Annotated in this window: 23 protein-coding genes; 10 read left to right on the top strand and 13 right to left on the bottom strand. The window is 45.3% G+C overall.

Annotation, left to right across the window (positions count from 1 at the left end; all coding sequences use genetic code 11):
- The first annotated feature begins 111 nt into the window (after positions 1–111).
- Entirely contained in the window at positions 112–345 is a 234-nt protein-coding gene (locus F7R24_RS01720; protein WP_151669496.1) for a helix-turn-helix domain-containing protein, read from the top strand.
- Between the two features lie 13 nt (positions 346–358).
- Positions 359–1,639 (top strand): HipA domain-containing protein, encoded by a 1,281-nt coding sequence (locus F7R24_RS01715; protein WP_151669495.1) that lies wholly within the window; start codon positions 359–361, stop codon positions 1,637–1,639.
- A 143-nt stretch (positions 1,640–1,782) separates the two neighbouring features.
- Here F7R24_RS01715 and F7R24_RS01710 read toward each other — a convergent pair whose 3' ends face one another.
- Positions 1,783–2,253 (bottom strand): Dps family protein, encoded by a 471-nt coding sequence (locus F7R24_RS01710; protein WP_151669494.1) that lies wholly within the window; start codon positions 2,251–2,253, stop codon positions 1,783–1,785.
- Positions 2,254–2,419: 166 nt separating this feature from the next.
- On the opposite strand from F7R24_RS01710, the gene F7R24_RS01705 reads away from it, so the two are divergent.
- Positions 2,420–3,901, top strand: a complete 1,482-nt coding sequence (locus tag F7R24_RS01705) for a CYTH and CHAD domain-containing protein (protein WP_151669493.1) — start codon at positions 2,420–2,422, stop codon at positions 3,899–3,901.
- Positions 3,902–3,979: 78 nt separating this feature from the next.
- Here the strand turns inward: F7R24_RS01705 and F7R24_RS01700 are convergent, their stop codons facing one another.
- Positions 3,980–5,614: an electron transfer flavoprotein-ubiquinone oxidoreductase gene (locus F7R24_RS01700; protein ID WP_151669529.1), complete on the bottom strand. Its 1,635-nt coding sequence runs from the start codon at positions 5,612–5,614 to the stop codon at positions 3,980–3,982.
- A gap of 380 nt (positions 5,615–5,994) precedes the next feature.
- On the opposite strand from F7R24_RS01700, the gene F7R24_RS01695 reads away from it, so the two are divergent.
- Together F7R24_RS01695 and F7R24_RS01690 are read left to right on the top strand one after the other, a co-directional pair.
- Positions 5,995–6,744, top strand: a complete 750-nt coding sequence (locus F7R24_RS01695) for an electron transfer flavoprotein subunit beta/FixA family protein (protein ID WP_151669492.1) — start codon at positions 5,995–5,997, stop codon at positions 6,742–6,744.
- A complete protein-coding gene (locus F7R24_RS01690) occupies positions 6,744–7,673 on the top strand; it encodes an electron transfer flavoprotein subunit alpha/FixB family protein (protein WP_151669491.1) in 930 nt (309 codons plus the stop codon). Before F7R24_RS01695 ends, F7R24_RS01690 begins: the two co-directional genes overlap by 1 nt.
- Positions 7,674–7,800: 127 nt before the next feature.
- Here the strand turns inward: F7R24_RS01690 and gcvP are convergent, their stop codons facing one another.
- The 8 genes from gcvP to F7R24_RS01650 form a co-directional block, all read right to left on the bottom strand.
- Entirely contained in the window at positions 7,801–10,701 is a 2,901-nt protein-coding gene (gcvP, locus tag F7R24_RS01685) for an aminomethyl-transferring glycine dehydrogenase (protein WP_151669490.1), read from the bottom strand.
- A gap of 137 nt (positions 10,702–10,838) precedes the next feature.
- Positions 10,839–12,410, bottom strand: a complete 1,572-nt coding sequence (locus tag F7R24_RS01680) for a SulP family inorganic anion transporter (RefSeq protein ID WP_151669489.1) — start codon at positions 12,408–12,410, stop codon at positions 10,839–10,841.
- 106 nt (positions 12,411–12,516) lie between these two features.
- Positions 12,517–13,404: a DUF1853 family protein gene (locus F7R24_RS01675; RefSeq protein WP_151669488.1), complete on the bottom strand. Its 888-nt coding sequence runs from the start codon at positions 13,402–13,404 to the stop codon at positions 12,517–12,519.
- Between the two features lie 10 nt (positions 13,405–13,414).
- Complete coding sequence (locus F7R24_RS01670; RefSeq protein ID WP_151669487.1) at positions 13,415–13,924, bottom strand: disulfide bond formation protein B; 510 nt, start codon at positions 13,922–13,924, stop codon at positions 13,415–13,417.
- 29 nt (positions 13,925–13,953) lie between these two features.
- Positions 13,954–14,289, bottom strand: coding sequence for a YdbL family probable chaperone protein (locus F7R24_RS01665; RefSeq protein ID WP_151669486.1), 336 nt, complete (start codon positions 14,287–14,289; stop codon positions 13,954–13,956).
- A gap of 9 nt (positions 14,290–14,298) precedes the next feature.
- Positions 14,299–14,517, bottom strand: a complete 219-nt coding sequence (locus F7R24_RS01660; protein ID WP_151669485.1) for a YnbE family lipoprotein — start codon at positions 14,515–14,517, stop codon at positions 14,299–14,301.
- 90 nt (positions 14,518–14,607) lie between these two features.
- Positions 14,608–16,683, bottom strand: a complete 2,076-nt coding sequence (locus F7R24_RS01655) for an intermembrane phospholipid transport YdbH family protein (RefSeq protein ID WP_151669484.1) — start codon at positions 16,681–16,683, stop codon at positions 14,608–14,610.
- Positions 16,684–16,714: 31 nt separating this feature from the next.
- Positions 16,715–17,353, bottom strand: coding sequence for an O-methyltransferase (locus tag F7R24_RS01650; protein WP_151669483.1), 639 nt, complete (start codon positions 17,351–17,353; stop codon positions 16,715–16,717).
- A 184-nt stretch (positions 17,354–17,537) separates the two neighbouring features.
- Between F7R24_RS01650 and F7R24_RS01645 the strand changes: the two genes are divergently transcribed.
- The 3 genes from F7R24_RS01645 to ftsZ all read left to right on the top strand — a co-directional run bounded on the left by F7R24_RS01645 (position 17,538) and on the right by ftsZ (position 20,973).
- A complete protein-coding gene (locus F7R24_RS01645; protein ID WP_151669482.1) occupies positions 17,538–17,891 on the top strand; it encodes a hypothetical protein in 354 nt (117 codons plus the stop codon).
- Positions 17,892–18,458: 567 nt separating this feature from the next.
- Positions 18,459–19,718 carry a cell division protein FtsA gene (gene ftsA, locus F7R24_RS01640; protein ID WP_151669481.1) on the top strand — a complete coding sequence of 420 codons (1,260 nt, stop codon included), beginning with the start codon at positions 18,459–18,461 and terminating at the stop codon, positions 19,716–19,718.
- Between the two features lie 46 nt (positions 19,719–19,764).
- Entirely contained in the window at positions 19,765–20,973 is a 1,209-nt protein-coding gene (ftsZ, locus tag F7R24_RS01635) for a cell division protein FtsZ (RefSeq protein ID WP_151669480.1), read from the top strand.
- Positions 20,974–21,255: 282 nt separating this feature from the next.
- Here the strand turns inward: ftsZ and F7R24_RS01630 are convergent, their stop codons facing one another.
- The 3 genes from F7R24_RS01630 to F7R24_RS01620 all read right to left on the bottom strand — a co-directional run bounded on the left by F7R24_RS01630 (position 21,256) and on the right by F7R24_RS01620 (position 23,659).
- Positions 21,256–22,056, bottom strand: coding sequence for an RluA family pseudouridine synthase (locus F7R24_RS01630; RefSeq protein WP_151669479.1), 801 nt, complete (start codon positions 22,054–22,056; stop codon positions 21,256–21,258).
- A 3-nt stretch (positions 22,057–22,059) separates the two neighbouring features.
- Positions 22,060–23,007 (bottom strand): GTP cyclohydrolase FolE2, encoded by a 948-nt coding sequence (gene folE2 / locus F7R24_RS01625; RefSeq protein WP_206057449.1) that lies wholly within the window; start codon positions 23,005–23,007, stop codon positions 22,060–22,062.
- Between the two features lie 145 nt (positions 23,008–23,152).
- Positions 23,153–23,659, bottom strand: coding sequence for a winged helix-turn-helix transcriptional regulator (locus tag F7R24_RS01620; protein ID WP_151669478.1), 507 nt, complete (start codon positions 23,657–23,659; stop codon positions 23,153–23,155).
- 209 nt (positions 23,660–23,868) lie between these two features.
- Here F7R24_RS01620 and F7R24_RS01615 point away from each other — a divergent pair, with 209 nt between their 5' ends.
- Complete coding sequence (locus tag F7R24_RS01615; protein ID WP_151669477.1) at positions 23,869–24,258, top strand: RidA family protein; 390 nt, start codon at positions 23,869–23,871, stop codon at positions 24,256–24,258.
- Positions 24,259–24,304: 46 nt separating this feature from the next.
- Complete coding sequence (alr, locus tag F7R24_RS01610) at positions 24,305–25,393, top strand: alanine racemase (RefSeq protein ID WP_151669476.1); 1,089 nt, start codon at positions 24,305–24,307, stop codon at positions 25,391–25,393.
- Positions 25,394–25,395 lie beyond the last annotated feature (2 nt).

The raw sequence follows: 25,395 nt of genomic DNA, 5'->3' as shown, positions 1-25,395 counted from the left end.
CTTGATTTAATGACGTGTATACTATAATTAACTAAACGATCGGTTATTTTGCTATCGTATTACAGTCTTGTTTTTATAACTATAACCAATCGGTTATTTTTGGGGTGGGTTATGCAATCTCATGTCAGCACGATTAAAGAAATAGGTGAATTATTGCGTGAAGTGCGAAAAGCACAGCAGGTACGCCAGGATGATCTTGGAGCCATGGTTGGGTGTAGTCACAAGTTTATTGTTGATGTTGAAAAAGGAAAAGAGACTATTCAAGCCGGATTGTTGCTTAAAGTGCTTGATGAGTTAGGTATTAAAGTCATTTTGGATTTGCCCGAAACAAATCATGTCGACTGAATGGAATAATAGAATGTTCGATAGGGATATAAACGACCAACGCTATTTGAATGTATGGTTTAATACCTCGCTTATCGGCCAACTCCACGAGCACAAAGGCCTTTGGCAGTTTGAGTATGCTCAAGACTGGACGGGTTTTGATCTATGCCCAGCACTGCCTGTAATGAATAAAGTTTTAGTGGATGGCAGTAGCCAGCGACCGGTACAGTGGTTTTTTGATAACCTTCTTCCAGAAGAAGGTGCTCGTTACTTGCTTGCAAAAGATGCGGCTGTCGACCAAGCAGATGCTTTCTCGCTATTAGAGCACTTCGGTTCTGAGTCAGCGGGTGCTCTAACGCTTTTACAAAGCGATGAGCAGCCTGGAGAGGGAAGCAAAACACTGCTATTACCTGAAGAATTGTCCAAACGTATTCGAGATTTGCCACATGTTTCCTTGTCACAGGGAAGCAGTAAGCGTATGTCATTAGCCGGTGCGCAGCATAAATTACCAGTCATTTACCAAGCCAAATCCGTTCAGCTGTTTGAACCCAGTGCAGCAATGCCTTCTACGCATATACTTAAGCCCAATCATAGTGATCCCAACTCATACCCTCATTCCGTTGTTAATGAGTACACGATGATGCGCCTTGGTCGACAGCTCGGCTTAGATGTACCAGATGTCTATCTTGTACGTGTTCCTGAACCCGTTTATCTTGTTAAAAGATTTGATCGGTTGAAAAAAGATACTTTAACGCACCGATTGCATGTGCTCGATGCTTGTCAGTTACTATCGATTGACCGTGTGTTTAAGTATCAGCAATGTAATCAGCAGTCACTTGAACGCATTGTTTCCCTCTGCCGACAGAAAGCGAGTACACGCCAAAAACTTTTTGCATGGTTTGTGTTTAATCTGCTAATCGGTAATACCGATAACCACTTAAAAAATCTATCGTTCTTTGCTGGAAGCGGTGATGTGATCCTATGCCCCTTCTATGATCTTCTATCCACTGCGATTTATGAATCACGTATTCACTGGAAGCAGGCCTCGTTAGTTTGGCCAATTGGCCATGCAAAAACATTGGGTGAAGTGACACGCAAAGATCTATTAAAGCTTGCTAGTTTACTAAAATTATCTGAGCGTTATGCAAATAATCAGATTGATAAAATGCGAAATCAGTGTCTATTGTCATTTAGGTTAATAGCTGAAGAATTTGAATCCTTGTCATACGATGGTTTGAGCAAGGCAGGTGAACTAAGGTTTCTTCGACAATTAGAATACATGTTGATAAGAGAGATGTCAGCGCAGTTGGGATAACGGGATCTATCTTGGATGAGTCTATTTCTTTCTGATACCAGATCTCCCGGTCCGGTGTGTGAAAGCGCTAAACAAGGAAGTATTAGCTTTTACTGAATGTCTACCGCTTTGCAGCGGCAGACAACCTAGCAATCTACCTACGATTACTTATTCAACACCCGCAACATCCACGCCGTTTTCTCATGCACACGCATCCGATCAGAGGCTAGTGCTGATGTCGATTCATCATCTGCTTTTTGCGAGTGTTTTAACACTTCGCGGCAGGTTTTCACGACGGTTTCATGGCCTTGAGTAAGAAGGTCGACCATCTCTTTCGCCGAAGGAACCCCTTCGACTTCTTTGATATTACTGAGTCGAACAAACTCTTTGTAGGTGCCAGGCGCAGCGACATCGAGTGTGCGGATACGTTCAGCAATATCATCCACGGCGATAGCCAGTTCATTGTAATGTTCTTCAAACATTAGGTGCAGTTCACGGAACTGAGGACCGGTAACGTTCCAGTGAAAGTTGTGCGTTTGCAGGTAAAGGGTGTAGGTGTCAGCCAACAGATGCTTTAGGCTCTCTGCGATGGTTTCACGATCTGCTTTGCTGATACCGATATCCATTTGCGTCATGGTTGACTCCTTTGTTTGAGATTAGCTGACTTTACTACCAAAATGGTTTTTACGTCATATATTTACATTCTAGCGTGAATTTTGTGTGAATACAGAGTTGCGTCAATAATTTATGTTTATAATGACGATAGTCAATTGAAATTCACCCCTTACATCCGAGGTCGTCATGGGAAAAGAAACTGAGTTGAAGTTGTCCTTACCATCAGTCTGTTTACCGGCGCTGCGTGCTCATCCTGTATTCGTGTCTGCTGAGAAGTTAGGAGAGCCGAAAACCTTGGATAATACCTATTTCGACACGCCTGACCTGCAATTACAGTCTCAACATATTGCCTTAAGAACTCGCCAACAGGGTGATGTTTGGTTGCAGACTGTGAAGTGTGCCGCAGTATCGGTGGGTGGGTTAAGTCAACGTCCAGAATGGGAAAAGCCGTTCACAGGTGAATTCGATTTTGATGACATTGAAGTAAAGTCTCTGCGAAAAAAACTTCAGGCGCTGCAACCACAGCTTCAACCTGTGTTTACGACCATGTTTACACGTGAGACCTTTTTCTATAAATCGGATACGGATGCTGAGATTCTGTTGATGGTGGATCAGGGGGATATTTTGGCAAAAGGTCAACAGCTTCCTTTATGCGAGGTGGAGTTGGAATTGGTTTCTGGTTCGCCTCAGGATCTGTTGCAGTTAGCCGTGCAATTAGCAGAAACCTTGCCTTTGTTACCCTCAGATGTTTCTAAAGCGGAGCGTGGGTATCGCTTGTTCCGTTCAGAAGAAGAGTCACCTGTGAAAATGCCTCCTGTGGCATTGGAAAAACGTCAGCAGTCACTCGATGCATTCAAAGCCTTGGCGTTTGCTTGTATTGCTCAGTGGCAAGCGAATGTAAAGGGTACGGCAATTAGTAATGATCCGGAGTTTATTCATCAACTTCGCATTAGTCAGCGGCGTTTACGTGCGTTGTTGCGAGTATTTAGTCCGATTTTGAATAAATCATGGGTGGCTCACTGGAGTGATGTGTTGGCTGAAAATGCGCGTATTTTTTCTGATTTGCGTGATCTGGATGTGATGTGTGATGAAGTGCTTCCTAAGGTGTTGTTGCAGTCTGGTGCAGATGAATGGCCATTGCTTGCATTACAGCAATTAGTTGCATCTCAGCGTGATCAAGCCAGACTGGTTCTGATGGATCATCCTGAATTGCAGCGACAGGGCGCATTGATTTTAACCTTGGTTTTTGAGTTACATAGTCTAGAGTCGAGCAGTTCGATTGATCAGCCACTGGCGTTATTTGCTCAGTTGCGCTTAGAGAAGTTAGTCAAACGTGCGAAAAAAGCCTATCGATTGGCGCTCAAGTCACAAAATGAAGACTCATTGCATCAATTACGTATCAAGCTTAAGCCCTTGCGCTATGCATTAGAGTTTTTTATGGCCGTATTGCCTGAAAAGAAAACCATGAAAACCTATCAATCAGTGGTGGTGGCAGTTAGAGCGTTGGGTCATATCAATGATCATCTCGTGTCTAGACGGGTATTAACCGGTTTGACTGCGAATGATCCTCAATATCAAGCGGCATTGGCATTTTTGTCTGGTTTACAAAGTGCCACCCTCGCTGATCAGCAGAAAGCAGCGCTGCGTTCATTGAGTCGTTTATTCTAGTAATAGCGTTAATCCAATAAAAAATGGCCATCGGTTAATACAACCGATGGCCATTTTTGTTTTAGTGTTTACAAACACTTACATATTTGGATAGTTTGGACCACCGCCACCTTCGGGTGTAACCCAGGTGATATTTTGAGCCGGGTCTTTAATATCACAGGTTTTGCAGTGTACGCAGTTGGAAAAGTTAATCTGGAATCTGGGTCCAGTGCTTTCTTCAACTACTTCATATACCCCAGCAGGGCAGTACCGCTGTGCAGGTTCTGCATACTTAGGCAAGTTATCACGAATCGGTAGATCTGGATCCGTCAGTCGTAAATGACAGGGCTGATCTTCTTCGTGTAAGGCATTGGATAAGTAGACAGATGACAACTTATCGAACGACAATTTGCCATCCGGTTTCGGATATTCAAGCTTTTTCGATTCAGCCGCCGGTTTCAGCATCTCATGATCTTTGTGAGTATCATGCAGCGTGATTGGGATTTTGCCGCCAAAAATGTTTTGATCCACAAAGTTAAAGGTACCGCCAAGGAAAGTACCAAACTTGTGCATCGCAGGACCAAAGTTACGACCGCGATAGAGTTCATCATACAACCAAGATGCTTTAAAGACGTCTTCATACTGAGTCAGGTCTTTACCGCCTTCATCGCCCGCTTTCAAGGATTCAGCGATGACTTCAGCCGCTAGCATGCCCGACTTCATACCGGTATGAATGCCTTTGATCTTAGCAAAGTTGAGTGTGCCGGCATTACATCCCAGAATAAATGCACCGGGTGTGGTCATTTTAGGTAGGCAGTTTAAGCCGCCTTTGGTGATCGCACGGGCACCATAAGAGACACGCTTACCACCTTCCAGGTACTGTTTAATCTCTGGGTGATGCTTAAAGCGCTGGAATTCATCAAACGGGCTTAACCAAGGATTGGAGTAGTTAAGGTCCACAATCAGACCAACTTCCACTTGGTTGTTTTCGTCGTGGTACAGGAAGAAACCACCACTGGCACCATCGCTTAATGGCCAGCCAGAACCATGAACCACAAGACCGGGTTTGCTCTTGGCGGGGTCAATGTCCCAAAGTTCTTTAATGCCGATGGCATAGTGTTGAGGATCTTTGTCTTGATCGAGATTGAATTTGGCTAGCAGTTGCTTACCTAGATGGCCACGCACACCTTCGGTGAATAGGGTGTATTTCGCGTGTAGTTCCATACCAGGCGTGTAGCTGTCTTTTTGCTCACCATCAGCACCAATACCCATATCACCGGTGGCAATGCCTTTGATGCTGCCATCGTCGTGATACAGGATCTCTGAGGCTGGGAAGCCAGGGAAAACTTCAACACCCAAGGCTTCAGCTTGTTCACCCAACCAGCGCGTGACATTGGCTAAGCTAACGATATAGTTGCCTTTGTTGTGCATGGGCTTAGGTACCGCAAACCCAGGCAGTTTGACACCTTTGGTATCATTAAGCAGGAGCATGGTATCTTCAGCGGTGACTTCGCAAGTAATAGGGGCTTCGCGCTCTTTCCAATCCGGGAAAAGTTCATCCAGTGCCCGAGTTTCCATCACTGCACCCGAAAGAATGTGAGCGCCGACTTCAGATCCTTTTTCAACGACACAAACGGTCAGTTCTTGTTCATTTTCCTGTGCTTTTTGCATCAGGCGGCAGGCTGCTGCCAAACCGGTGACACCGGCACCGACGACAACAACGTCAAACTCCATCGATTCGCGTTCCACAGTTCTGGCTCCTTATATAGTTCTCAGACAGGTATTATTCTTAGATAGCATCATTATAGCCTTTGATTACATGTTCTATTTAGAACACTTTCGACAAATCTTGCCGAGTTTGTGGCCTTTTTTGTCAGTTACACAACAAAAATTTCTTGCAATGCAGCAACAATGACACGCATCTTAATTGATATCAACGAGTTTACCTGACTCTACGATAGTCTGGTTGTGTAATAGTATAAGTGAAAACCCTTATATGATAAAATTTTCTTATGTAGCAGTGCTTCTTAAGAGTGCTCCCTTGTGGCGCGATCTGTGATTTCTGCTATAGTCCGTGATGCATTCAGCTGATTAAAACTGAAGGAATTTTATTCATGAAGGTTCTCGTTACAGTCAAACGCGTTATCGACTACAACGTGAAGGTCCGTGTTAAGTCGGACAACACTGATGTCGATCTGAAAAATGTCAAAATGGCCGTTAACCCTTTCTGCGAAATTGCAGTAGAACAGGCGGTTCGATTAAAAGAAGCCGGTAAAGCGTCAGAGGTCATCGTGGTATCGATGGGCCCGCAAAATGCACAAGAGCAATTACGTACTGCGTTAGCGATGGGTGCCGATCGTGCTATTTTAGTTCAGTCTGATGACGTTCTAGAGTCACTGTCTGTTGCTAAAATTCTGGCAAAAATTGTTGAAGAAGAGCAGCCTGGTTTGGTGATCATGGGCAAACAGTCTATCGATACCGATAACAACCAAACGGGTCAGATGTTGGCCGCTTTAACGGGTATGTCTCAAGGTACGTTCATTTCTGGTCTAGAAGTGAGTGATACGGAAGCTCAAGTGGTTCGTGAGATTGATGGTGGTTTGCAAACTCTGGCGGTTAAATTGCCAGCAGTGTTGACGGTTGATCTGCGTTTGAACGAGCCTCGTTACGCATCGTTACCCAATATCATGAAGGCGAAGAAGAAGCCTTTAGAGACTAAATCGCCTGCAGATTACGGTGTAGAGATTAAGGCGAATACTCGTTTATTGAAAGTAGAGCCACCTGCCGAGCGTCAAGCGGGTATCAAAGTGGCGAATGTGGCTGAGTTGGTCGAAAAACTGAAAAATGAAGCGAAGGTGATCTAATGGCTATTTTATTGATTGCTGAACATGATAATGCTGCACTTAAATCAGCGACGCTTTCAACGGTGACAGCAGCGACTCAAATCGGTGGTGATATTGATTTGTTGATCGTGGGCAGCGGCTGCACAGCGGTAGCTGATAGCGCAGCTAAGGTTCCTGGCGTTCGTAAAGTGTTAGTGGCCGATAATGCTGCTTATGATCACGAAATTGCAGAAAATGTTGCTGATTTAATTAAAGGTCTGGCCTCAGATTACAGTCACATTCTTTCACCTGCGACCACTAACGGCAAAAACTTTATGCCACGTGTTGCTGCCTTGTTAGATGTGGGTCAAATCTCTGAGATTATGTCTGTTGAGTCAGCCGATACCTTCAAACGTCCTATTTATGCTGGCAACGCGATTGCGACGGTTCAGTCTCTGGATGCCATTAAAGTGATCACTGTGCGAGGTACTTCTTTCGATCCTGCGGCGGCTGAAGGTGGCTCTGCGAGCATTGAAACGCTCAGCCAAGTTAGTGATACCGGTTTAAGCCGTTTGGTGTCTGAAGAGTTAGCGAAGTCAGATCGCCCTGAATTGACCACTGCTAAAGTGATCGTTGCGGGTGGTCGTGGTATGGGCGATAAAGCGCATTTTGAAATGCTGGATACGCTGGCGGATAAACTCGGTGCTGCGGTGGGTGCAACTCGTGCGGCGGTGGATGCGGGCTTTGTTCCTAACGATTACCAGATAGGTCAAACCGGTAAAGTGGTTGCGCCTGAGCTGTATATCGGTGTTGGTTTGTCCGGTGCGATTCAGCATTTGGCGGGTATGAAAGATTCTAAAGTGATCGTGGCGATCAACAAAGATGAAGATGCACCGATTTTCCAAGTAGCCGATTATGGCTTGGTGGCAGATCTGTTTGAAGCCGTTCCTGAGTTGGAAAAAGCGCTTTAATTATTGATTGCTGATGGTTTAAAAGTCTTTCAATAAAAAGCCCGGTGAAGAGATAATCTTCACCGGGCTTTTTTGCTAAGGGCCCTCTTTTCGCTAAGGGCTTTCTTTAAGCTAAGAGCTTTTAGCCTTATCGGTAATCTTCGACCGGTATACAAGCGCAGAATAGATTGCGATCACCGTAGACATTGTCGATACGGTTCACGGTTGGCCATACTTTTGCCTCTTTCAGCCACTGCGCAGGGTAAGCGGCTTGTTCACGGCTATAGACACGACCCCATTCTGCATCCATCAGATCTGCTTGTGTATGCGGCGCATGACGAAGCGGGCTTTGCTCAGCGGTCATTTGACCTGCCTCAACAGCTGCGATCTCTTCACGTATCTGAATCATGGCTTGAATAAAGCGATCCAGCTCCGCTTTGGATTCCGATTCAGTAGGCTCTATCATCAAGGTGCCCGGAACAGGGAAGGACATGGTGGGCGCATGGAAACCAAAGTCCATTAAGCGCTTGGCAACGTCTTCTTCAGTGATCCCAGTGCGTTCTTTCAGTGGGCGTAGGTCAATGATGCACTCATGTGCAACACGTCCGTTACGACCGGTATATAGCACAGGGAAGTGCTCGTTTAACTGATGGGCAATATAGTTAGCACTTAAGATCGCCACTTCGGTTGCTTGGCGAAGGCCGCTGCCACCCATTAAGCTGATATAGACCCAGCTGATCGATAGTATGCTGGCGCTACCCCAAGGAGCCGCTGAAACAGCGGTATTGCTTTGATCATCGTTGTTGACAGTGACTACTGGGTGGTTCGCCAGATGAGGCACCAAGTGCGCTTTAACCCCAATAGGCCCCATGCCAGGTCCACCACCACCGTGCGGAATACAGAAGGTTTTGTGCAAGTTCATGTGTGACACATCGGCACCGATATCAGCAGGTTTGCTGATACAGACCTGAGCGTTTAAGTTGGCACCATCCATATACACTTGGCCGCCACATTCATGCACGATGGCGCAGATCTCTTTGATTTCTTCTTCAAACACACCGTGTGTAGAAGGATAAGTGATCATCAGTGCAGCAAGGTCATGTTTATGTTCAATCGCTTTGTTGCGCAAGTCCTCAACATCGACGTTACCCTGTGCATCACAATCGACTAACACCACTTTCATATCGACCATGGCGGCAGACGCAGGGTTAGTGCCATGGGCTGAGGTTGGGATTAGACACACATTACGATGACCTTCACCGTTTGCACGCAGGTAGTTACGAATCGCTAAAAGTCCAGCATACTCGCCCTGAGCGCCTGAGTTAGGCTGCATACAGATGGCATCAAAACCGGTAATGGCACGGAGCATCTTATCCAGCTCATCGATCATTTGCTGATAGCCCTTGGCTTGCTCGATCGGTGCGAAGGGATGCATGTTGGCTAACTCTGGCCAAGTGACCGGAATCATTTCAGCCGTGGCGTTCAGCTTCATGGTGCATGAACCCAGTGCAATCATGCTGTGAGCCAGAGAAATATCTTTATTCTCCAGTTTCTTCAGGTAACGCAGCATTTCGGTTTCGCTGTGATGCGTATTGAAGACAGGGTGAGTCAGAATTTCGTTTTCACGTAATAGAGATGCTGGAAGCGCTGTCGAGCCATTTTCAACGATTTCATAATCCAGAGCATCCATATCGAGGTGATGGGTTTCACCTAGAATCGCTTTCCAAAGGGTATGAATTTCTTCACGCGTGGTGCGCTCATCACAGGTTATACCGAGTTGCGTGTCACCGATCTTACGCAAGTTGATGCCCAGTTCAGAGGCACGCTCGTAGGCGGTATCACGGGCGAATCCGAGTTCCAGTGTCAGGGTGTCGAAATAGGTTTCATTCAGAACCTGAACACCTTTCGCTTTCAGACCGGCTGCTAGAATGTTGGTTAAACGGTGAATACGTGACGCGATGATTTTTAAGCCGACGGGACCATGATAGACGGCGTAAAATGCGGCCATATTTGCCAATAGAGCTTGAGCGGTACAGATGTTCGACATGGCTTTTTCACGACGAATATGCTGTTCACGCGTTTGCATCGCCATACGCAGTGCTGGCTTGCCACGGCTATCAACGGATACACCAATAATACGACCAGGCACGGAACGCTTGAAGGCATCACGTGTCGCGAAATAGGCTGCAGAAGGACCGCCGTATCCCATCGGAACGCCAAAGCGCTGTGATGAGCCAAACACAACATCAGCACCTAAATCACCGGGAGATTTCAGTAATACCAGCGCCATGATGTCGGCTGCTGCACAGAAAAGTGCTTTCTGCTCGTGAGCTTTTGCAATCAGGGCTTGATAATCGTTGATTTCACCAAGGGTGTTTGGATATTGGACCACAACACCAAAATAATCGTTATGCTTTTCAATCAGTTGTGCAACATCGCCGATGACCACTTGGATGTCTAGGGGTTCGGCACGCGTTTGAATAACGCTGATATTTTGTGGGTGCAGATTCTGGTCAACGATAAAGACATTGGCATTTTTTGCCTTCGCCATACGTTTGCTTAACGTCATGGCTTCTGCAGCAGCAGTGGCCTCATCCAGTAAAGACGCATTGGCAAGTTCTAAACCAGTCAAATCCATGATCATTTGTTGAAAGGTTAGTAAGCCTTCTAAGCGACCTTGTGATATTTCCGGTTGATAGGGTGTGTAAGCGGTATACCAGCCCGGATTTTCAAGCACATTGCGTAGGATCACATTGGGAGTAATGGCATCAGTAAAGCCCATACCGATCATTGAACGCTTAACAATGTTTTGACTCATGATCGCTTTGAGTCTTTCCAGGGTTTCGGCTTCTGTGCGTGGCGTGTCGAGTTCTTCTGGAATATCGCAACGAATCGAGGCGGGAACCGTTCGTTGAATCATGTCCTCAAGGGTTTTGAACCCTGTGGTTTCCAGCATAGCCTGCTGTTCTTCAATGGATGGGCCTATGTGGCGTTCGATAAAAGCATCATGGTGTTCAAGCGTATGTAACGAAAGAGAATGTGGGCACATTACCTGATAGTCCTGCATGGTTTGAGCAAATTTGGCTTGGGAATATGACGATTTATAGGAAATATCCACTGAAGCCGATCAGTTTAGCGTTTGGTTTAATTGTGGGATTTTAACCTCTTTTGAGGCTTTAGTCTCGGTTATCGCTGAGCTGCTTTCAAATTGGTATAGAGTCTGGTTTCACTTAGAAAGGCCGTGTTAAGTCCCAATAACTGTTCACGCATCATAGGGGTCGTGACGACTCTGACATCAATGTCGTGATGTAATAAACGCTCGACCATGCCATCCAAGGTAAAGATCGCCGTTAAGTCCATAAAGTCGACCTTTCGACAGTCTATGATGATTTGATGCGTATCGATATATCGGTCTACAGTTTCCATTCGATCCAGCATTTGACTGGCTGAACCAAAGAAAAGCGGTCCTTTGACATGAATCACACGAACGCCTGGACCCACTTTTTCGAGATGATGGGAGTTGTGACCATGGCCATCGTCAAAACGAATATCCGCTTCTTTTGCCATCCGATGAGTCAGCATGCCCATAGCCAGAACGACGCCCACACCGACAGCAATGACCAGATCAACAAGCACGGTTAATCCGAACACGGCCAGCATAATCAAGGTGTCCGACTTGGGTGCGGTTTTTAACAGCTTCAACATGCGATAATCAAGAATATCAATACCGACTTTGATTAATATCCCAGCCAGTACTGCCAAGGGTATATGGGTTGCTAATGGGGCAAGGCCGAGTAGTAGGGTAAACAAAAATAGTGCATGTACGACGCCGCTCAACTCAGTTCTTCCGCCCGTACGCACATTGACCACAGTTCTCATGGTGGCACCGGCACCGGGTAGACCTCCAATAAATGAGCAAAGTATATTGCCAAGACCTTGTCCGATGAGTTCTTTATTAGGGCGATGGCGTGTTTGGGTAATCGAATCTGTGACCAGTGAGGTTAGTAAGCTGTCTAGGCTTCCCAGTAATGCGAGAGTTAATCCCAAGGTAAAGATTAAGCTCCATTGCTGCAGACTAAACTGTGGCATGTGTAGTTCAGGTAAACCCACCGGAATTTGACCGATTTCTGGCACTGTAAATCCAGCGATTAGACTAAGAGGTGTCATAATCACTAAGGCCAATAAGGGAGATGGCACGACGCGGCTAATCCTAACCGGTGTTAAAAATACAATCAGTAGCGTTGCTAATCCGAGAAAAAGTGCTTGTAGATTTATGTGTTGAAAGGTAGTGATCAATGCGGCGATGGCCTTCAAGGGTGAGGACTCTGCAGAGACCCCCATCAGTGGCGCCAGTTGCAGTAGAATAATAATCACACCCACACCACTCATAAACCCAGAGATAACGGGATAAGGGATATAGTTGATTAGGGTACCCGTGCGTAATAATCCAAAGACTATTTGTAATATGCCGCCAACTAAAACGACGGCCATCGCCATTTCAAGGCTGCCACCAAATGCCGCCAGTGCAGAAGCAAATACTACGGTCATAGGGCCTGTCGGGCCGGAAATTTGACCTCGTGTGCCACCGAACATAGCGGCAACAAAACCTAATGCTATCGCCCCATATAAGCCTGCCGCTGCACCAGCACCTGAGGCCACGCCAAATGCCAGGGCCAAGGGTAACGCTACTATACCTGCAGTCAAACCGCCAAACAGATCACCTTTAAGATGGGATGTGTTGAATTTAAGTAGGTTCATTGAATGCATGGTATTCCTTAGTTTTTGATGACCATTACATTACATTTATGCAAGCAATACAACGAATAGCATTCTGATGTAAGACAAATGGCTGAGACGTCGAGCGTCAAAAAGTGCATTCAGGCAAAATTGATTTGATTGCTCTGTCTTCCCAGTCATTCGGCACAACAAATAAACGCTTCATTTCACGTTTAGTGATTCGATCAATGGCTGCTATTTGAATAGGGCGCTCTAAACAAAGTGGAAGCCGCTCATTAATAGGGGAGATGGTTGGATTCGATAAATACTTGGGTGCAAACCACTCTGAACGCGCTAGTGTTGGGTAGAGCAGGTTATCGGGTAAGTTTTTTAACTGATGTTGAAAAAGCCAAATCGGTTGATCGCTATTGATATTGCTCCAAGGTTGAAACAATCTTCCTTTAAAAATGGCATGTACTTCATCGATGTGAATTCCCATGGTCTTAACGGTAGGAGATGATGACAGTGGGAGTTGGTGCCTAAAGGTATGAAGGTATTTATCAATGAGTCGATCTTTTAACCCTGGACCTATGTAGGCATCAATATTTTCGAAGGGAGTTAATTCGGCTCGAAAAAGGTGATTTAGTGCGAGATAAAATTTCACGGCCAATTCGATATGCATGACACAATCACGTTGTCGATCTTTCACGACAAGATCCAGTTCACCTAAGGTGATTTTTTCTGCAGATTTGATCTGTAAGTTGTGGGCGATCAGCTGATAGCTAGGGTGGTGATGGAAGTAATAGTGCCAGAGGCGCTCGAAATACTGTCCTAATCGAGGAGGTCGATGAGATGGTAATCCTTTTGATAGCCAATCGATCAAGGGCTCAGGCTGTTTATCCAGTAGACTCAGATGCTGAATAAAAAACGAAGTGTCGTCTTGCCAGTGGGTCAAATCAGCGGTGGTGATTAAACTAGAGCTGTTGATGGCCCAGTAAAGATCTCTTACCGCTGGATGACGTAACCGATTTAGCATCACTATGACACTAAATTGATGGTTTTCTAACCAGTTGCCAGATAGCCAAAGCTAGTAAGAAGGCAAATAATAATGCGGTTTGCATCGGTATGGTCAGCCCAAGAAATATCCAGTCAATCTCAGCACAATCTCCAGAACCTTCAAAAACCGTTCTGAGTGCAGAAAAGATAGGTTGGGTTTCCAATAAAAACTCTAAACCTGGACCGCAGGCGGGAACTTGATCAGGTGGTAGATTTTGTAACCAGATGTGTCTGAATTGAACCCCTAGTCCAGTCAGTCCAACCGCTATGGCAAGCAAAGCATAGATGCGTTGACCTAACTGAGCGGGGTTATGTATCAGGGCAACAAAAAACACCAACGACATACTGATGACAATAACACGCGTAATCACGCAAAGAGGGCAAGGATCCAGCATCAAATAATGTTGCAAGAACCCCACCGCAAATAGCATGGCAGTCACGCATGTCACCAACCCCAGTAGGTTGATTTGGCGGTAGCTAAGCTGACGAAGAAATGACAAATGGAACTCCTTACTTGTCTACGTAAATTTTACTTACGACGCCATTGACCATTGTTATCCTGAATAAATTCCCCAGATTTTGCTCTTTCTTGTAAACGTTGACCTGCACGTGCTTCAAATACTTCTAAAGAGACCGATGCTTCTTTTGCTGAACGCTGATATAAGGCACGACGTTGTTGATTAATTTCAGTGACCATACTTCTTAAAGCACTGCTCGGTGAGGAGGTAACGATACCTACATAACCGTTTAGCTGTTCTCCTACCAGTCCCTGAGATTTGGCTTGATCAAGCGATTGAGCAAAGGCTGGTAGAGATAACAGCGCTAACAATAAAACCCAGATCAAACGTTGTGATAATAGTTGCATGGCATTCTCCTAGAATAGATCGCTGTTTTCTTCCAGCAGGTTGTCAATTTCTCTGTCCACCTTGACCAAAATTTCATGCTGAATCTTAACGTTTAAGTTAATGGTGATTGGGTCTGTGGGAGCGGCTACCTGCACCGTGGGTGTACAAGCTGAAAGTGCTAGCAAAGCTGCAAGCACCGCTGTTCTAGATAAAACTAGCGCAGCAGATCTGGAAAAAAATAGTTGCATAGGATCCTCTCATGGTCCGCTTTATTTTATAAGCTTTTCAAACGTTAAGTCTATTCTGCCCGATCTTGCCTTAACCCTAACCAAACGCTATCAAGGTGATCGTTGAAAATGTTGGTCAATCGCATCTGTAATTCTTCCGGTAATTTGCAACGCTCTTAACAGATCTGGAATATTGTCTTCAATCGTGAGTGTAAGGTCGATAGGTCGTCCTTGTTGCCACTCAGGATTACTTCCTTGTAAACGAGATGTGAGCGTTAGGTCACCATTAGGTTGATAGTGAACACCTAAATCTAATAACTGATATTGAAGATCGCTTAAGGCTTCAAAGGCTAAACGAAGTCCAATATTGGTTTGTGCCATGCTTTGTAATCCCACATCTGGCTGATAACGAATGACCCCAGGAGCAATGGTACCAATATTACCCCCGTCGATACTTAACCCCTCTGTGTTAAATCTCACGGGTAGTTGGCCATCGATGGTGCCTTCTCCATAAAGCCCTTTATCTGCATACAGGTCAAGAATAGAGCCTAAATCAAACTCTCGTAAACTGACAAGGAAGATCAAATCAGGTGCGAGAGGATCAAAGCTTAAGGCTGGAAAATAGATGCGCCCACCCAGCAGGCTCGCGGTGAAGGCTGATAAATTAAGGTGAAGACTACCTGATTGATTGCTTAGCTGATAACGAATAGGTGATAGCGTAACGGGTAACCCGATGTTTAATCGATTTAAGGCGATGTCCCCACTGTTATTCCAATTGCCTGTCTGATCGATATTGAGCTGACCATTCCAATCGACTCGCTCAAAACGATTGTTTGCCTGAAGCACTGTTGCATTGCTGAGAAGGGTTTGAGCAGTCACTGTCCATGTTTTAGTGTCTGTATGGGTGTTGATATTGACTCGACCCGATGCTGAGAACCGCCCAGTTTCTAGGTTGACATTATCTGGTAAACCTTCCAGATAGGAGCGTACTTGATTAAACAGAGGTATCGCATCTCTTTCCGCGAGTCGCCAGTTGATGTGGGTTGGCTTGCCCGCCTGTATCTCGGTCGTAAAGCTGACGAGTTGGTTCAGATCGGCAAGACTGAGATGACCATTTAAGGCAACACTATCCAGTGAGCCAGCAACGCGAACTTGACTGTTGATGTGTGTATTCGGCAATTGGCCTGACGCATCTGTTGAAGAGAACTGTAATTGCCCACTTATTTGACGTTGTTGAAGTGTGAGTTGTGTTAGCAGATTAATAGTCAGTTGATAAGGAAGGGGTTCCGTTTGCGGTGGTTGGAATCGAGTGGCAAGGGTTACTCCGCCTTCTAAACTATCCAATAAATTGACGGGATCCAAAGGCAGGTTTCTAGGTAAGCGAACTTGAGCCGTAAAGCTGAGGGGGTCTTGTAGCCCCAAATCTGATGCGATTGACAAGGAGAAGCTGCTATTGAGCCAGTCAATTATGTTTTGACTAAAGAGCTGGTGTCCTAGACTAAGTTGCCACTGTTCGTCAACAAAGCTCAGCTCTCCTGCGATATTGAGTAAATCTTTTTCTAACTGACGTAAGCGGACATTCAAAGACCCGTCTCGATACAGGTCAAAATTTAGGTCGACTAGTCTTGTATGATTAATGGACATCATCCAAGAAGATTCTAATCCATGGTTATTCAATATGACCTTTCCTTGAGTCGCTAGCTCGGGTGATGCATCCGCTTGATAGCGAATATTGAGTTGATTAACAACTAGTTGATCTACGGGAATACTGGCGAACAGTTCTGAAAGCTGTTGAGGGTGAAGATCGATCTCTTCTTGTTGCAGCGTTTCTAAACGCTCAGGTAAGGAAGTGTCGATGGTGATAACAACATCAACTTGCTCAGCAGAAATGAGTTCCAGTCTTTGCTGCTGAATAATCTGGGCTAGATTAAATCTCAGTTCTAACGAATCTGCACGAACCTGGATGTGACGTTGGCCGTCTGCTTGAGAGAGTGCTAGCTGATTGATACGTAGCCCACGATCCGTGGGTGGTTGCATGTGAAACTCAACCGAATCAAAGCCCTGCTGTTCAAGCCAATGAGTGATAGCAAGGCGACTGATTTGCGGAGAAAACCAATACAGAGACACGACTAAAGAAACCATCAAGATGATGAAGAGCATGACTATCCATAACAGTTTCTTTAGCATCTTCTCTCCATGAACTCTTTGTTGATTACATTTACAATTTTCTGACGACGTTCATTCCATCGCGAACGGTCAGAAAAACATTTTCAACATCTGGATCAGCAGCAATCAAGCGATTAGTTTCCACTAGAATATCATCCAGTTCTGACTCTGGTTGAATGACTTTGCCAGACCAAAGTACGTTATCTAGGATAATGAGGCCTCCAGAACGGGTGCGCTTTTTTACCTCTTCATAATAGTGTAGGTAACTGCGCTTATCCGCATCGATAAAGGTAAAATCGAGCTCAATATCTAAATTTGCGAGCGTATCGGCGGCTCTACCAAAGATGACCTCAATTTTATGACCATGTTCACTTCGATCAAAAAAACGCTGTGCCATCTCAATGGCGCGAGGATTGGTTTCGCAGCAGATCAGTTTACCGTCTACAGGCATCCCTTCAGCGATAGAAAGAGCTGAGTAGCCCGTAAACATGCCTATCTCTAAAGCCTGCTTGGGTTGCGTTAATGCCGCTAGCATCTTAAGTGATCGTCCAACCAGTCGACCGGAAAGCTTTTGTGGCCAGCCCATATGTTCATTAGTGGCGTCAATGAGTTCTTGAAGTAAAGGGGGTTCTGCTTTGGTGCTGACATAAGCATAATCTTCTATCGCTTCATCAACGAGAAATTCGGGCATGTTGGATTCCAAGTCTGTGTTTCTGGAGAGCTATTTTATCAAAAAGTCGTGTAACAAAGCACCTTAGAATACAAGGTCTATCTGTATTTGTGTGATTGAATCAAAAAATGCGGCTGTTTTTTCTGATTTAGCGCACTTTGTCGTACAATAGGGGACTAATACAATCGATTTTACAGGAGTCTCCATGTCAGATGCTTTGGTCATCTTCCTAGCTACAGGGCTAGTCTCTATGTCTGCTGCCTTAAGTGCAGGGGCCTTGAACAAATTACCGGAGGCCGATAAGCCGGATTATCTGAAAAACCAAAATGGTTTGGTCACTGTCATGGTATTAGGTAATCTTTCAGCGCTCACCTTAATTGGCGCGCTTGCATTTGGTTTCTCTCGTCTGGATTGGTGGATTCCATTGAGTTGTGTATTTATCTCCTTTCCGGTTGCGCATTTTGTCGTTATTCAACGTTTGTTGGGCGACTTGAAGAATGTTTTCGTCAGTGGTGCTTTAGCGGTCGTGTCTATTCCTGTGCTGTGGTGGAATTGGTAATCTTTGCTAACCACCCGTTTTGGAAGCGGGTGGTATCTTGTGTCCTTCTGTCTGTACCTCTGATTTTTCCTTTATTAAATTCTCATCCTTAACTTTTCTTGATTTTGATCGCTTTCAAAATAATTAAAAAAAGTGTTGCTTAAAATCAAAATCTGATGGTGATATTTGTTGAAAAATCAAGATTAAATTTTGATGTTATAGCGATTATTCAAGATTAAGTTTTGAAATATCGCTTTTTATTCAAAATTTAATCTTGATTTAAAATCTAGATTCGATGATGAAAAAAATGCGACTGATTATTTTTTGATCGGCAATATCATTCACATTAGAGTTGTCTATGTTGATGAAATTTAGAGAAATTGCCTCTTTGTGTGGCAATTATTTGCCGTAGTAGTTCAATAAAAAAATCTTGAAAGTTTGTTTATATCTCAGCCATAATAAGGCTAATGGAAATTAACCCTCATCACTTTTACAGTTGGTCTGTTAATTGCTAACTTAAAATGTGACTCTGTGGCAACTGGATTGAACAGCGTTTTCTGAGTGACTCATTAGGAATTTGTAAACACTATGCTGACTGCCAACAATATGATCGTGGCCTTAGATATCGGAACATCAAAAGTGGTGTGTCTGGTGGGCGAGTTACGTGCAGACGGTAGCATCGAAATTGTTGGTGTCGGTAATCATGCTGCTGCCGGAATGAAGCGTGGTGTTGTTGTTAATATCGAATCTACGGTGAGTGCTATTCGACGTGCCGTCGAAGAAGCAGAGCTAATGGCAGGTTGTAAAGTTCACAGTGTTACTGTCGGTATGGCTGCCGGCCATATCAATAGCTTGAACTCTAATGGTATTGTGGCTGTCCGTGATCGAGAGGTGACTGAACAAGATCTTGAACGTGTGATAGAAGCTGCTCGTGCTGTCGCTGTTCCTGCCGATCAAAAACTTCTTCATATTCTTCCTCAAGAATACATGATTGATAACCAAGACGGTATCAAAGAGCCTTTGGGAATGTCCGGTGTTCGATTGGAAGCTAAAGTGCATCTGGTAACGGGTGCAATCAATGCCATTCATAACCTGGAAAAATGCATTCGTCGTTGTGAGCTGGATGTCGACGGTATTGTTTTAGAACAGCTCGCTTCCGGTTATGCAGTTCTCACCGAAGATGAGAAAGATCTAGGTGTTTGTTTGGTGGATATCGGTGCAGGTACTGCTGATATCGCCGTATTTACCCGCGGTGCCATACGTTATACCGCTGTCATTCCTATCGGTGGTGATCAAATCACCAGTGATATTGCCATGGCGCTGAGAACACCCACTCAACACGCCGAACAAATCAAAATTAAGTATGCCTGTGCCTTGTCTCAGCTATCCAGCGCAGACGACATGATTCGGGTGCCAAGTGTGGGTGATCGTCCTGCTAGAAATTTATCTCGACAAGCCTTGGCTGAAGTGATTGAACCTCGTTACGAGGAGATGTTTGGTCTTATTCAATCTGAGATACGTCGATCAGGTTTCGAAGAATTAATTGCTGCCGGATTGGTATTAACCGGTGGTTGTGCGCGAATGGAAGGTGCTGTTGAGTTAGCGGAAGAGATCTTTCATATGCCTGTACGCTTAGCGGTTCCTGATGGCATTCGAGGCATGGAAACACTGCTGCATAATCCTATTTATGCCACCAGTATTGGTTTGTTGCACTATGCCAAGCAAGCGCAAAGTAATTTAAATGAATCTGGTTTAACGGTTCCTGAGGCTGCTAGGCATCCTAAAGACTCAGTGCAGTCGGTGAATGTTTTTAATCGCATGAAGTCTTGGTTACAAAGTAATTTTTGATTATGTAAACCCGTCAAAGAATGGGGAAAATCCTGGAGGGATGAGTATGTTTGAACTGGTAGATAGCTTACCGCAAAGCGCGGTCATCAAAGTTATCGGCGTCGGCGGCGGTGGCGGTAATGCAGTAGAACATATGCTAACAACTGACGTTGAAGGCGTTGAATTCATCTGTGCTAACACTGACGCTCAGGCGCTAGCAAAATCGGCAACACGAACGGCATTGCATATCGGCGGTGGCTTAACAAAAGGCCTTGGCGCAGGTGCAAATCCAGAAGTGGGGCGTCAAGCCGCGCAAGAAGATCGTGAGCGTATTGCTGAGGCACTTAAGGGTGCTGACATGGTCTTTATTACTGCGGGTATGGGTGGTGGTACCGGTACTGGCGCAGCGCCCATCGTTGCTGAAATAGCAAGAGAGATGGGAATTCTAACCGTTGCTGTCGTCACCAAGCCCTTTGCATTTGAAGGTAAGAAGCGTCAAAAAATCGCTGAAGAAGGTATTCGTGAGCTTCAGGAAAACGTCGATTCATTAATCATTATCCCTAATGAAAAACTACTTCCTGTATTAGGGCGCAATACCAGTCTGATCGAAGCGTTTAAGGCAGCGAATGATGTGCTTAAAGGTGCTGTTCAGGGTATTGCAGATTTGATTATTCGTCCGGGTATGATCAACGTCGACTTTGCTGACGTTCGCACGGTCATGTCTGAAATGGGTATGGCAATGATGGGGACCGGCTACGGCCGTGGCGAGTCCCGTGCTGTCACGGCGACAGAAGCTGCTATCAACAGTCCTTTACTAGAAGATATCGACCTTAAAGGTGCCAGTGGTATTTTAGTTAACATTACCGGTGGTTTGGATCTAAGCCTAGGTGAGTTCTCTGAAGTCGGAGATATTGTTGAAGGTTATGCATCAGATGGCGCAACCGTCGTCGTGGGTACGGTCATCGATCCTGAAATGACCGATGAGATTAAAGTCACTGTTGTCGCGACGGGCTTGTGTAAAGCTCAGGCGCTGGCCCAGGTATCTGGAAGTGATACGCGTGGTGGCATGCCAACAAGCCGTAAAGGAAATGAATACGGTCAGTTAGAGCTGCCTACTGCTATTCGTTCACGTCGAGATGAAAAGCCCATGGCAGTTGCTAAAGCAGTTAAGAAACCAGACGCGCCTGCGCCTTTTCAAGAAGAGATGAAGAGAACCGGAACGGACGATATGGATTTTCTGGATATTCCGGCATTTTTGCGTCGTCAGGCTGACTGACACGCACACTTTTTTTAACCATCCAGGTTGCCGCCTCTCCGCAAGGAAGGCGGTTTTTTTGTATATGGATATACTTACACCCCGGAGTGCATGGATGCACGGGAGGGGTGTTCGGGCAGAAAACTGCTCCTGCGTTTTCTGCATACGCGCCCTCCATGGCGCTATATGCCGCGAGCGCATGGATGCGCATGAGCGGCGTCCTGATGCGGGTACTAAGTTAGAAAAACCACCTGGTGCATGGATGCACGGGAGGGGTGTTTCCTTAGCCAGTATGATACTTAGTTAAATCTGATAACTAACTCGACGCCCCGTTTCCGGACACTCAAAGCTAAGTTCCTTGGCGATAAGTTGTAATCCATCTCGATTCTTATTCCCGCTTCCATATCTAGGATCACCCATCACGGGGTGGTCAATCGCAGATAAGTGTCTACGTATTTGATGCAGACGTCCTGTTTCTAAACGAATGCGAAGCTGGCTTTGATTAGCTTCAGGATCATAATCAATTCGTTGGTAATGGGTGATTGCAGGCTTGCTATCCAGCGGTTCAGTGATTGATCCTTGCTCATCAGTTTGACCCAGTACACTGGCATGATAGATCTTTTCAATCTGATGTTGCTCGAACAACTTAGAAAGTTTAGCTGCCGAGGCTTTGGTATGCGCAAATAGCATGATGCCAGATGTTTCACGATCTAGGCGATGCACCAGAAAGACAGGGCAGTTGAATTCTAGTTCAACTAACCTGAGTAGCGCTAAATGATCGCCAAAAGCAGTTCCTTGAGACATCAGGCCTGCGGGTTTATACCAAACGCTATAGGTTTTTAATCGCTTGAGGCAATAGTTACCTGTGGGTGGTGAAAGGGCCAGTAGCTTATCGTCGTAGCAGAGTGTGAGCTGGTCGCCAGCGAGTAAAGTTTCCTTTGATCGGCGTAATCGTTTACCTTGCTTGCGCTTCAGTATAACTGCTCCCTTCGTCATTGCATCTTTAATGCGCTGTTTGGGAAGCTCGCTAAGTTTGGCTAAAAGACTGGCTGCATCGCAACCCGCTTCTTCAGGGGTTACGGTGTGCTTGATCTCAATCTTCATCAATTAGCGTTTTAACAAAGGTGAATAGCCTCCAGGAATGCCTTTGCTTACCACTGCAACGGCATCATGGTCATGCAGGCTTTCGTGATGTTCTACACGTATCCAGAAATCTAAATAGTCATCGATTTGGTTCATGGTTGATTTAAGTCGACGAGCAGCATCTTCACAAAACATCATATTGGCCCCGTTAAGCCGCGCAAACTCTTGTTCATCTTCACGTTTCACTGCGGTTTGCACTGGCGTTTTAAGGGATTCTTCAATACTGTCGATTAAACTGACCAAAGGGAGAATCATGTGGTCATTAGGTTGGATTTTGGCGCGTACCTTGGCATAGCTTCGCTGGCTGTGTGGGGTCGCAACGCTACCTCGCTCTGAGCGCAGCCAAGATTCTACAGCGTCTTTGGTGACAGTGTCTTGCTTGGCAAAGTCTTCTTTGAATGCTTCCTGCAAAAGTTGTCTGGACAGTGCAGCAGAGCAAGGGCAGGTAGAAGAATAGGGAACCGTCACAGAAATTTCGAGTGAAAAATTATCCCTTTGTTTGATAGCTTCAATAACAGATGGATAGGGTTTCCAACCACTGTAGTCACTTTTGAGTGCGGGTCGATTAAGAGGGTAATCAAAGCTTAGGCGTAAGATGGCAGACTCGCTGATGCCAAGATGGCTTTCACAGACTTGCTCCAGTAACTGTTCAATGCTGCTAGGTGTTACCTGTTGTTCGGCGGCAAAGGTGTTTAATAATAGGTACAGACGTGACATGTGAATCCCTTTTACGTCAGGGTTCACAATATCTACATGAATATCCAAGTGCGCCAGGACTGGCTGACATTTTCCATTAGCTTGCGCTATGTTTACTGGAAGGGAGATGTGGCTCATTCCCACCCAGTCCAGTGTTTCATAATTTACCGGGTTGGCATCGGCGGCAACATCAGGCATATCAGCACGGGCATTCATTAGGCTTATCACTCTTTGGCAAAAAATCGTAACGCATGTTATCGGTGCGTCTTCGTTTAAAAACCGACTATTATCCTCGGATTTAACCGGATTGCCAAATGTAAAGTATAAGGTTATTGAAGCTTATGTTTTTCCATAGGTTTAATCACCCATGAGAATTAGGTGGTCCGATAGGTAGCGCCATGCTTTCTTTAACACTTTCCATGACAATGTAGCTTTTGGAGTTCTTAACACCCGGGAGCTTTAACAGCATATCGCCTAATAATCCTCGGTATTGAGTGATATCTTGGAGTCTGGCTTTTAATAGGTAATCCGCATCACCAGAGACTAGGTGGCATTCTAGGATATAAGGAAGTTCTGATACCGCTTTGCTGAACAACTCAAATGCATCTGCTGATTGGTAGGAGAGTGAAATTTCGACAAAAACGAGCATGTCAAAGCCAAGCATGGCAGGATTGACCTGAGCATGATAACCCGTGATAAGTCCATCGCGCTCTAAGCGTTTGACTCGCTCCATACAGGGGGTGGTTGACAAACCGACTCGATCGGCTAAATCTGTATAGGAAATTCTGCCTTCTTTTTGTAAGATATTTAGAATATTGCGGTCGATTCGGTCTAGTTTTCTTTGGCCTGGTCTAAGTGCTTTCGTCACGGGCGTTTTTCCTGTAAAAATTATTTTTTTGTAGAAAAAAAGCTATTATACATTCAATTTCAAATTATATATCTGCTAATTATCAATTAATATAGTGTATCTTTCGGAAAACGAAAAGCTCGTTTTATGATCTTATGGTGTGAGACCATAAAACAGTCGAGAAGAGTAAAACATTATTTCAAATCTTTCACTTCTTATAGGAGTCATCAATGACTAATAAAACCATCATCAGTACAGACAAAGCGCCTGCCGCGATAGGGCCTTACTCTCAAGCAGTGAAAGCAGGTAATACGGTTTATCTGTCTGGGCAAATCCCACTGGACCCTGCCACTATGGAAATGGTCACGGAATCCTTTGAAGCTCAAGCTGTTCGTGTTTTTGAAAACTTAAAAGCTGTCGCTGAAGCTGCTGGTGGATCCCTAGCTGACTGCGTGAAGCTTACCATTCTACTGAGTGATTTAGGTAATTTTGCTCAGGTGAATGAGATTATGCAACGCTACTTCAGTGAGCCTTACCCTGCACGTGCCGCTTATGCGGTAAAAGCGCTTCCTAAAGATGCAGATATCGAAGTTGAAGCGGTGATGGTTTTATCTAACTAATCAGCAATTCTGTTGACCTTGTTCTGACTGATTCTTAGGAGTAAAAATGGCGCGTAATTTAATTGCTCAGGTTGATCTTGCTGCTATTGTGCACAACTATCGTGTCGCCAAAGCTCAAGCCCAACACTCAAAAGCGGTTGCGATTATCAAAGCGGATGCCTATGGACATGGTGCAGTTGCAGTAGCAACGGCATTGGATTCTGAGGTGGATGCTTTCGGTGTTGCCGCAATTGAGGAGGCTTTAGAGTTACGTGAAGCGGGCATCCAGCGTCCCATTTTACTCCTTGAAGGTTTTTTTGAAGCTTCAGAGCTACCGCTGATACATCAGCATCGGTTTTGGTCAAGCTTACATTCATTAGAACAGCTAGCTGTGCTTGAAGCCTATTTGCAGCGTTATCCCGATGTGCATGGATTGCATATTTGGTTGAAGATTGATTCCGGTATGCATCGATTGGGTGTGAATCCTGTTCATATTCCGGAGATGTTAAAGCGACTGCAAGCCTTGAAGGGGGTAGAGTCGATTGTGGTGATGAGTCACTTTGCCTGCGCTGATGAACCTCATCGTCCGGATACGCTGCGTCAGTTAGAGGTTTTGGGTGCGTCACTTCAAGGCTTGGATATACCTCGAAGTTTCTCTAACTCTGCCGGTGTTATGCATTGGCCAAGTGCACATCATCAATGGCTACGTCCTGGGATTATGCTTTATGGAGCCAGCCCATTTGCAGAAGCACATCCCGTCGCTGATCAGCTCAAACCTGGGATGACCCTGTCTACTGAAATCATTGCTATTCGCGAAGTACCTGCCGGAGATGCCGTCGGTTATGGGGCTTCATGGACGGCAACCACTCCTACGCGTATAGCAACCTTAGCGGTAGGTTACGCAGATGGTTACTCTCGGCATGCACCTAGTGGTACACCCGTTTGGTTAAATGGTAGAAGAGCAGCCATTGCTGGACGCGTGTCAATGGATATGATTACCATTGATTTAACGGGGCATGATGACGCGGTTGTGAGGGATAAGGTGGAGCTGTGGGGCGCTAATCTATCTGTAAACGAGATTGCAGCATGTTGCAATACGATTCCTTATACGCTGTTAAGCGGTTTAACAAGGCGAGTTAAGCGCCACTATATTTAGCG

The organism is Nitrincola schmidtii (assembly GCF_008973715.1).
GTDB lineage: Bacteria > Pseudomonadota > Gammaproteobacteria > Pseudomonadales > Balneatricaceae > Nitrincola > Nitrincola schmidtii.
Note: the sequence above shows the minus strand (reverse complement) of the source record. Positions and strands in the feature narration are given on the sequence as shown.

Excerpts from the sequence above, each read along its gene's own strand:
- F7R24_RS01645 (WP_151669482.1), top strand. The coding sequence starts at position 17,538 with ATGTCAGATGCTTTGGTCATCTTCCTAGCTACAGGGCTAGTCTCTATG.
- F7R24_RS01615 (WP_151669477.1), top strand. The coding sequence starts at position 23,869 with ATGACTAATAAAACCATCATCAGTACAGACAAAGCGCCTGCCGCGATA.
- ftsZ (WP_151669480.1), top strand. The coding sequence starts at position 19,765 with ATGTTTGAACTGGTAGATAGCTTACCGCAAAGCGCGGTCATCAAAGTT.
- folE2 (WP_206057449.1), bottom strand. The coding sequence starts at position 23,007 with ATGAATGCCCGTGCTGATATGCCTGATGTTGCCGCCGATGCCAACCCG.
- F7R24_RS01655 (WP_151669484.1), bottom strand. The coding sequence starts at position 16,683 with ATGCTAAAGAAACTGTTATGGATAGTCATGCTCTTCATCATCTTGATG.
- F7R24_RS01720 (WP_151669496.1), top strand. The coding sequence starts at position 112 with ATGCAATCTCATGTCAGCACGATTAAAGAAATAGGTGAATTATTGCGT.
- F7R24_RS01650 (WP_151669483.1), bottom strand. The coding sequence starts at position 17,353 with ATGCCCGAATTTCTCGTTGATGAAGCGATAGAAGATTATGCTTATGTC.
- gcvP (WP_151669490.1), bottom strand. The coding sequence starts at position 10,701 with ATGTGCCCACATTCTCTTTCGTTACATACGCTTGAACACCATGATGCT.
- F7R24_RS01675 (WP_151669488.1), bottom strand. The coding sequence starts at position 13,404 with ATGCTAAATCGGTTACGTCATCCAGCGGTAAGAGATCTTTACTGGGCC.
- F7R24_RS01630 (WP_151669479.1), bottom strand. The coding sequence starts at position 22,056 with ATGAAGATTGAGATCAAGCACACCGTAACCCCTGAAGAAGCGGGTTGC.
- F7R24_RS01695 (WP_151669492.1), top strand. The coding sequence starts at position 5,995 with ATGAAGGTTCTCGTTACAGTCAAACGCGTTATCGACTACAACGTGAAG.
- F7R24_RS01700 (WP_151669529.1), bottom strand. The coding sequence starts at position 5,614 with ATGGAGTTTGACGTTGTTGTCGTCGGTGCCGGTGTCACCGGTTTGGCA.
- F7R24_RS01715 (WP_151669495.1), top strand. The coding sequence starts at position 359 with ATGTTCGATAGGGATATAAACGACCAACGCTATTTGAATGTATGGTTT.
- F7R24_RS01705 (WP_151669493.1), top strand. The coding sequence starts at position 2,420 with ATGGGAAAAGAAACTGAGTTGAAGTTGTCCTTACCATCAGTCTGTTTA.
- F7R24_RS01710 (WP_151669494.1), bottom strand. The coding sequence starts at position 2,253 with ATGACGCAAATGGATATCGGTATCAGCAAAGCAGATCGTGAAACCATC.
- F7R24_RS01680 (WP_151669489.1), bottom strand. The coding sequence starts at position 12,410 with ATGAACCTACTTAAATTCAACACATCCCATCTTAAAGGTGATCTGTTT.
- F7R24_RS01690 (WP_151669491.1), top strand. The coding sequence starts at position 6,744 with ATGGCTATTTTATTGATTGCTGAACATGATAATGCTGCACTTAAATCA.
- ftsA (WP_151669481.1), top strand. The coding sequence starts at position 18,459 with ATGCTGACTGCCAACAATATGATCGTGGCCTTAGATATCGGAACATCA.
- alr (WP_151669476.1), top strand. The coding sequence starts at position 24,305 with ATGGCGCGTAATTTAATTGCTCAGGTTGATCTTGCTGCTATTGTGCAC.
- F7R24_RS01665 (WP_151669486.1), bottom strand. The coding sequence starts at position 14,289 with ATGCAACTATTATCACAACGTTTGATCTGGGTTTTATTGTTAGCGCTG.
- F7R24_RS01660 (WP_151669485.1), bottom strand. The coding sequence starts at position 14,517 with ATGCAACTATTTTTTTCCAGATCTGCTGCGCTAGTTTTATCTAGAACA.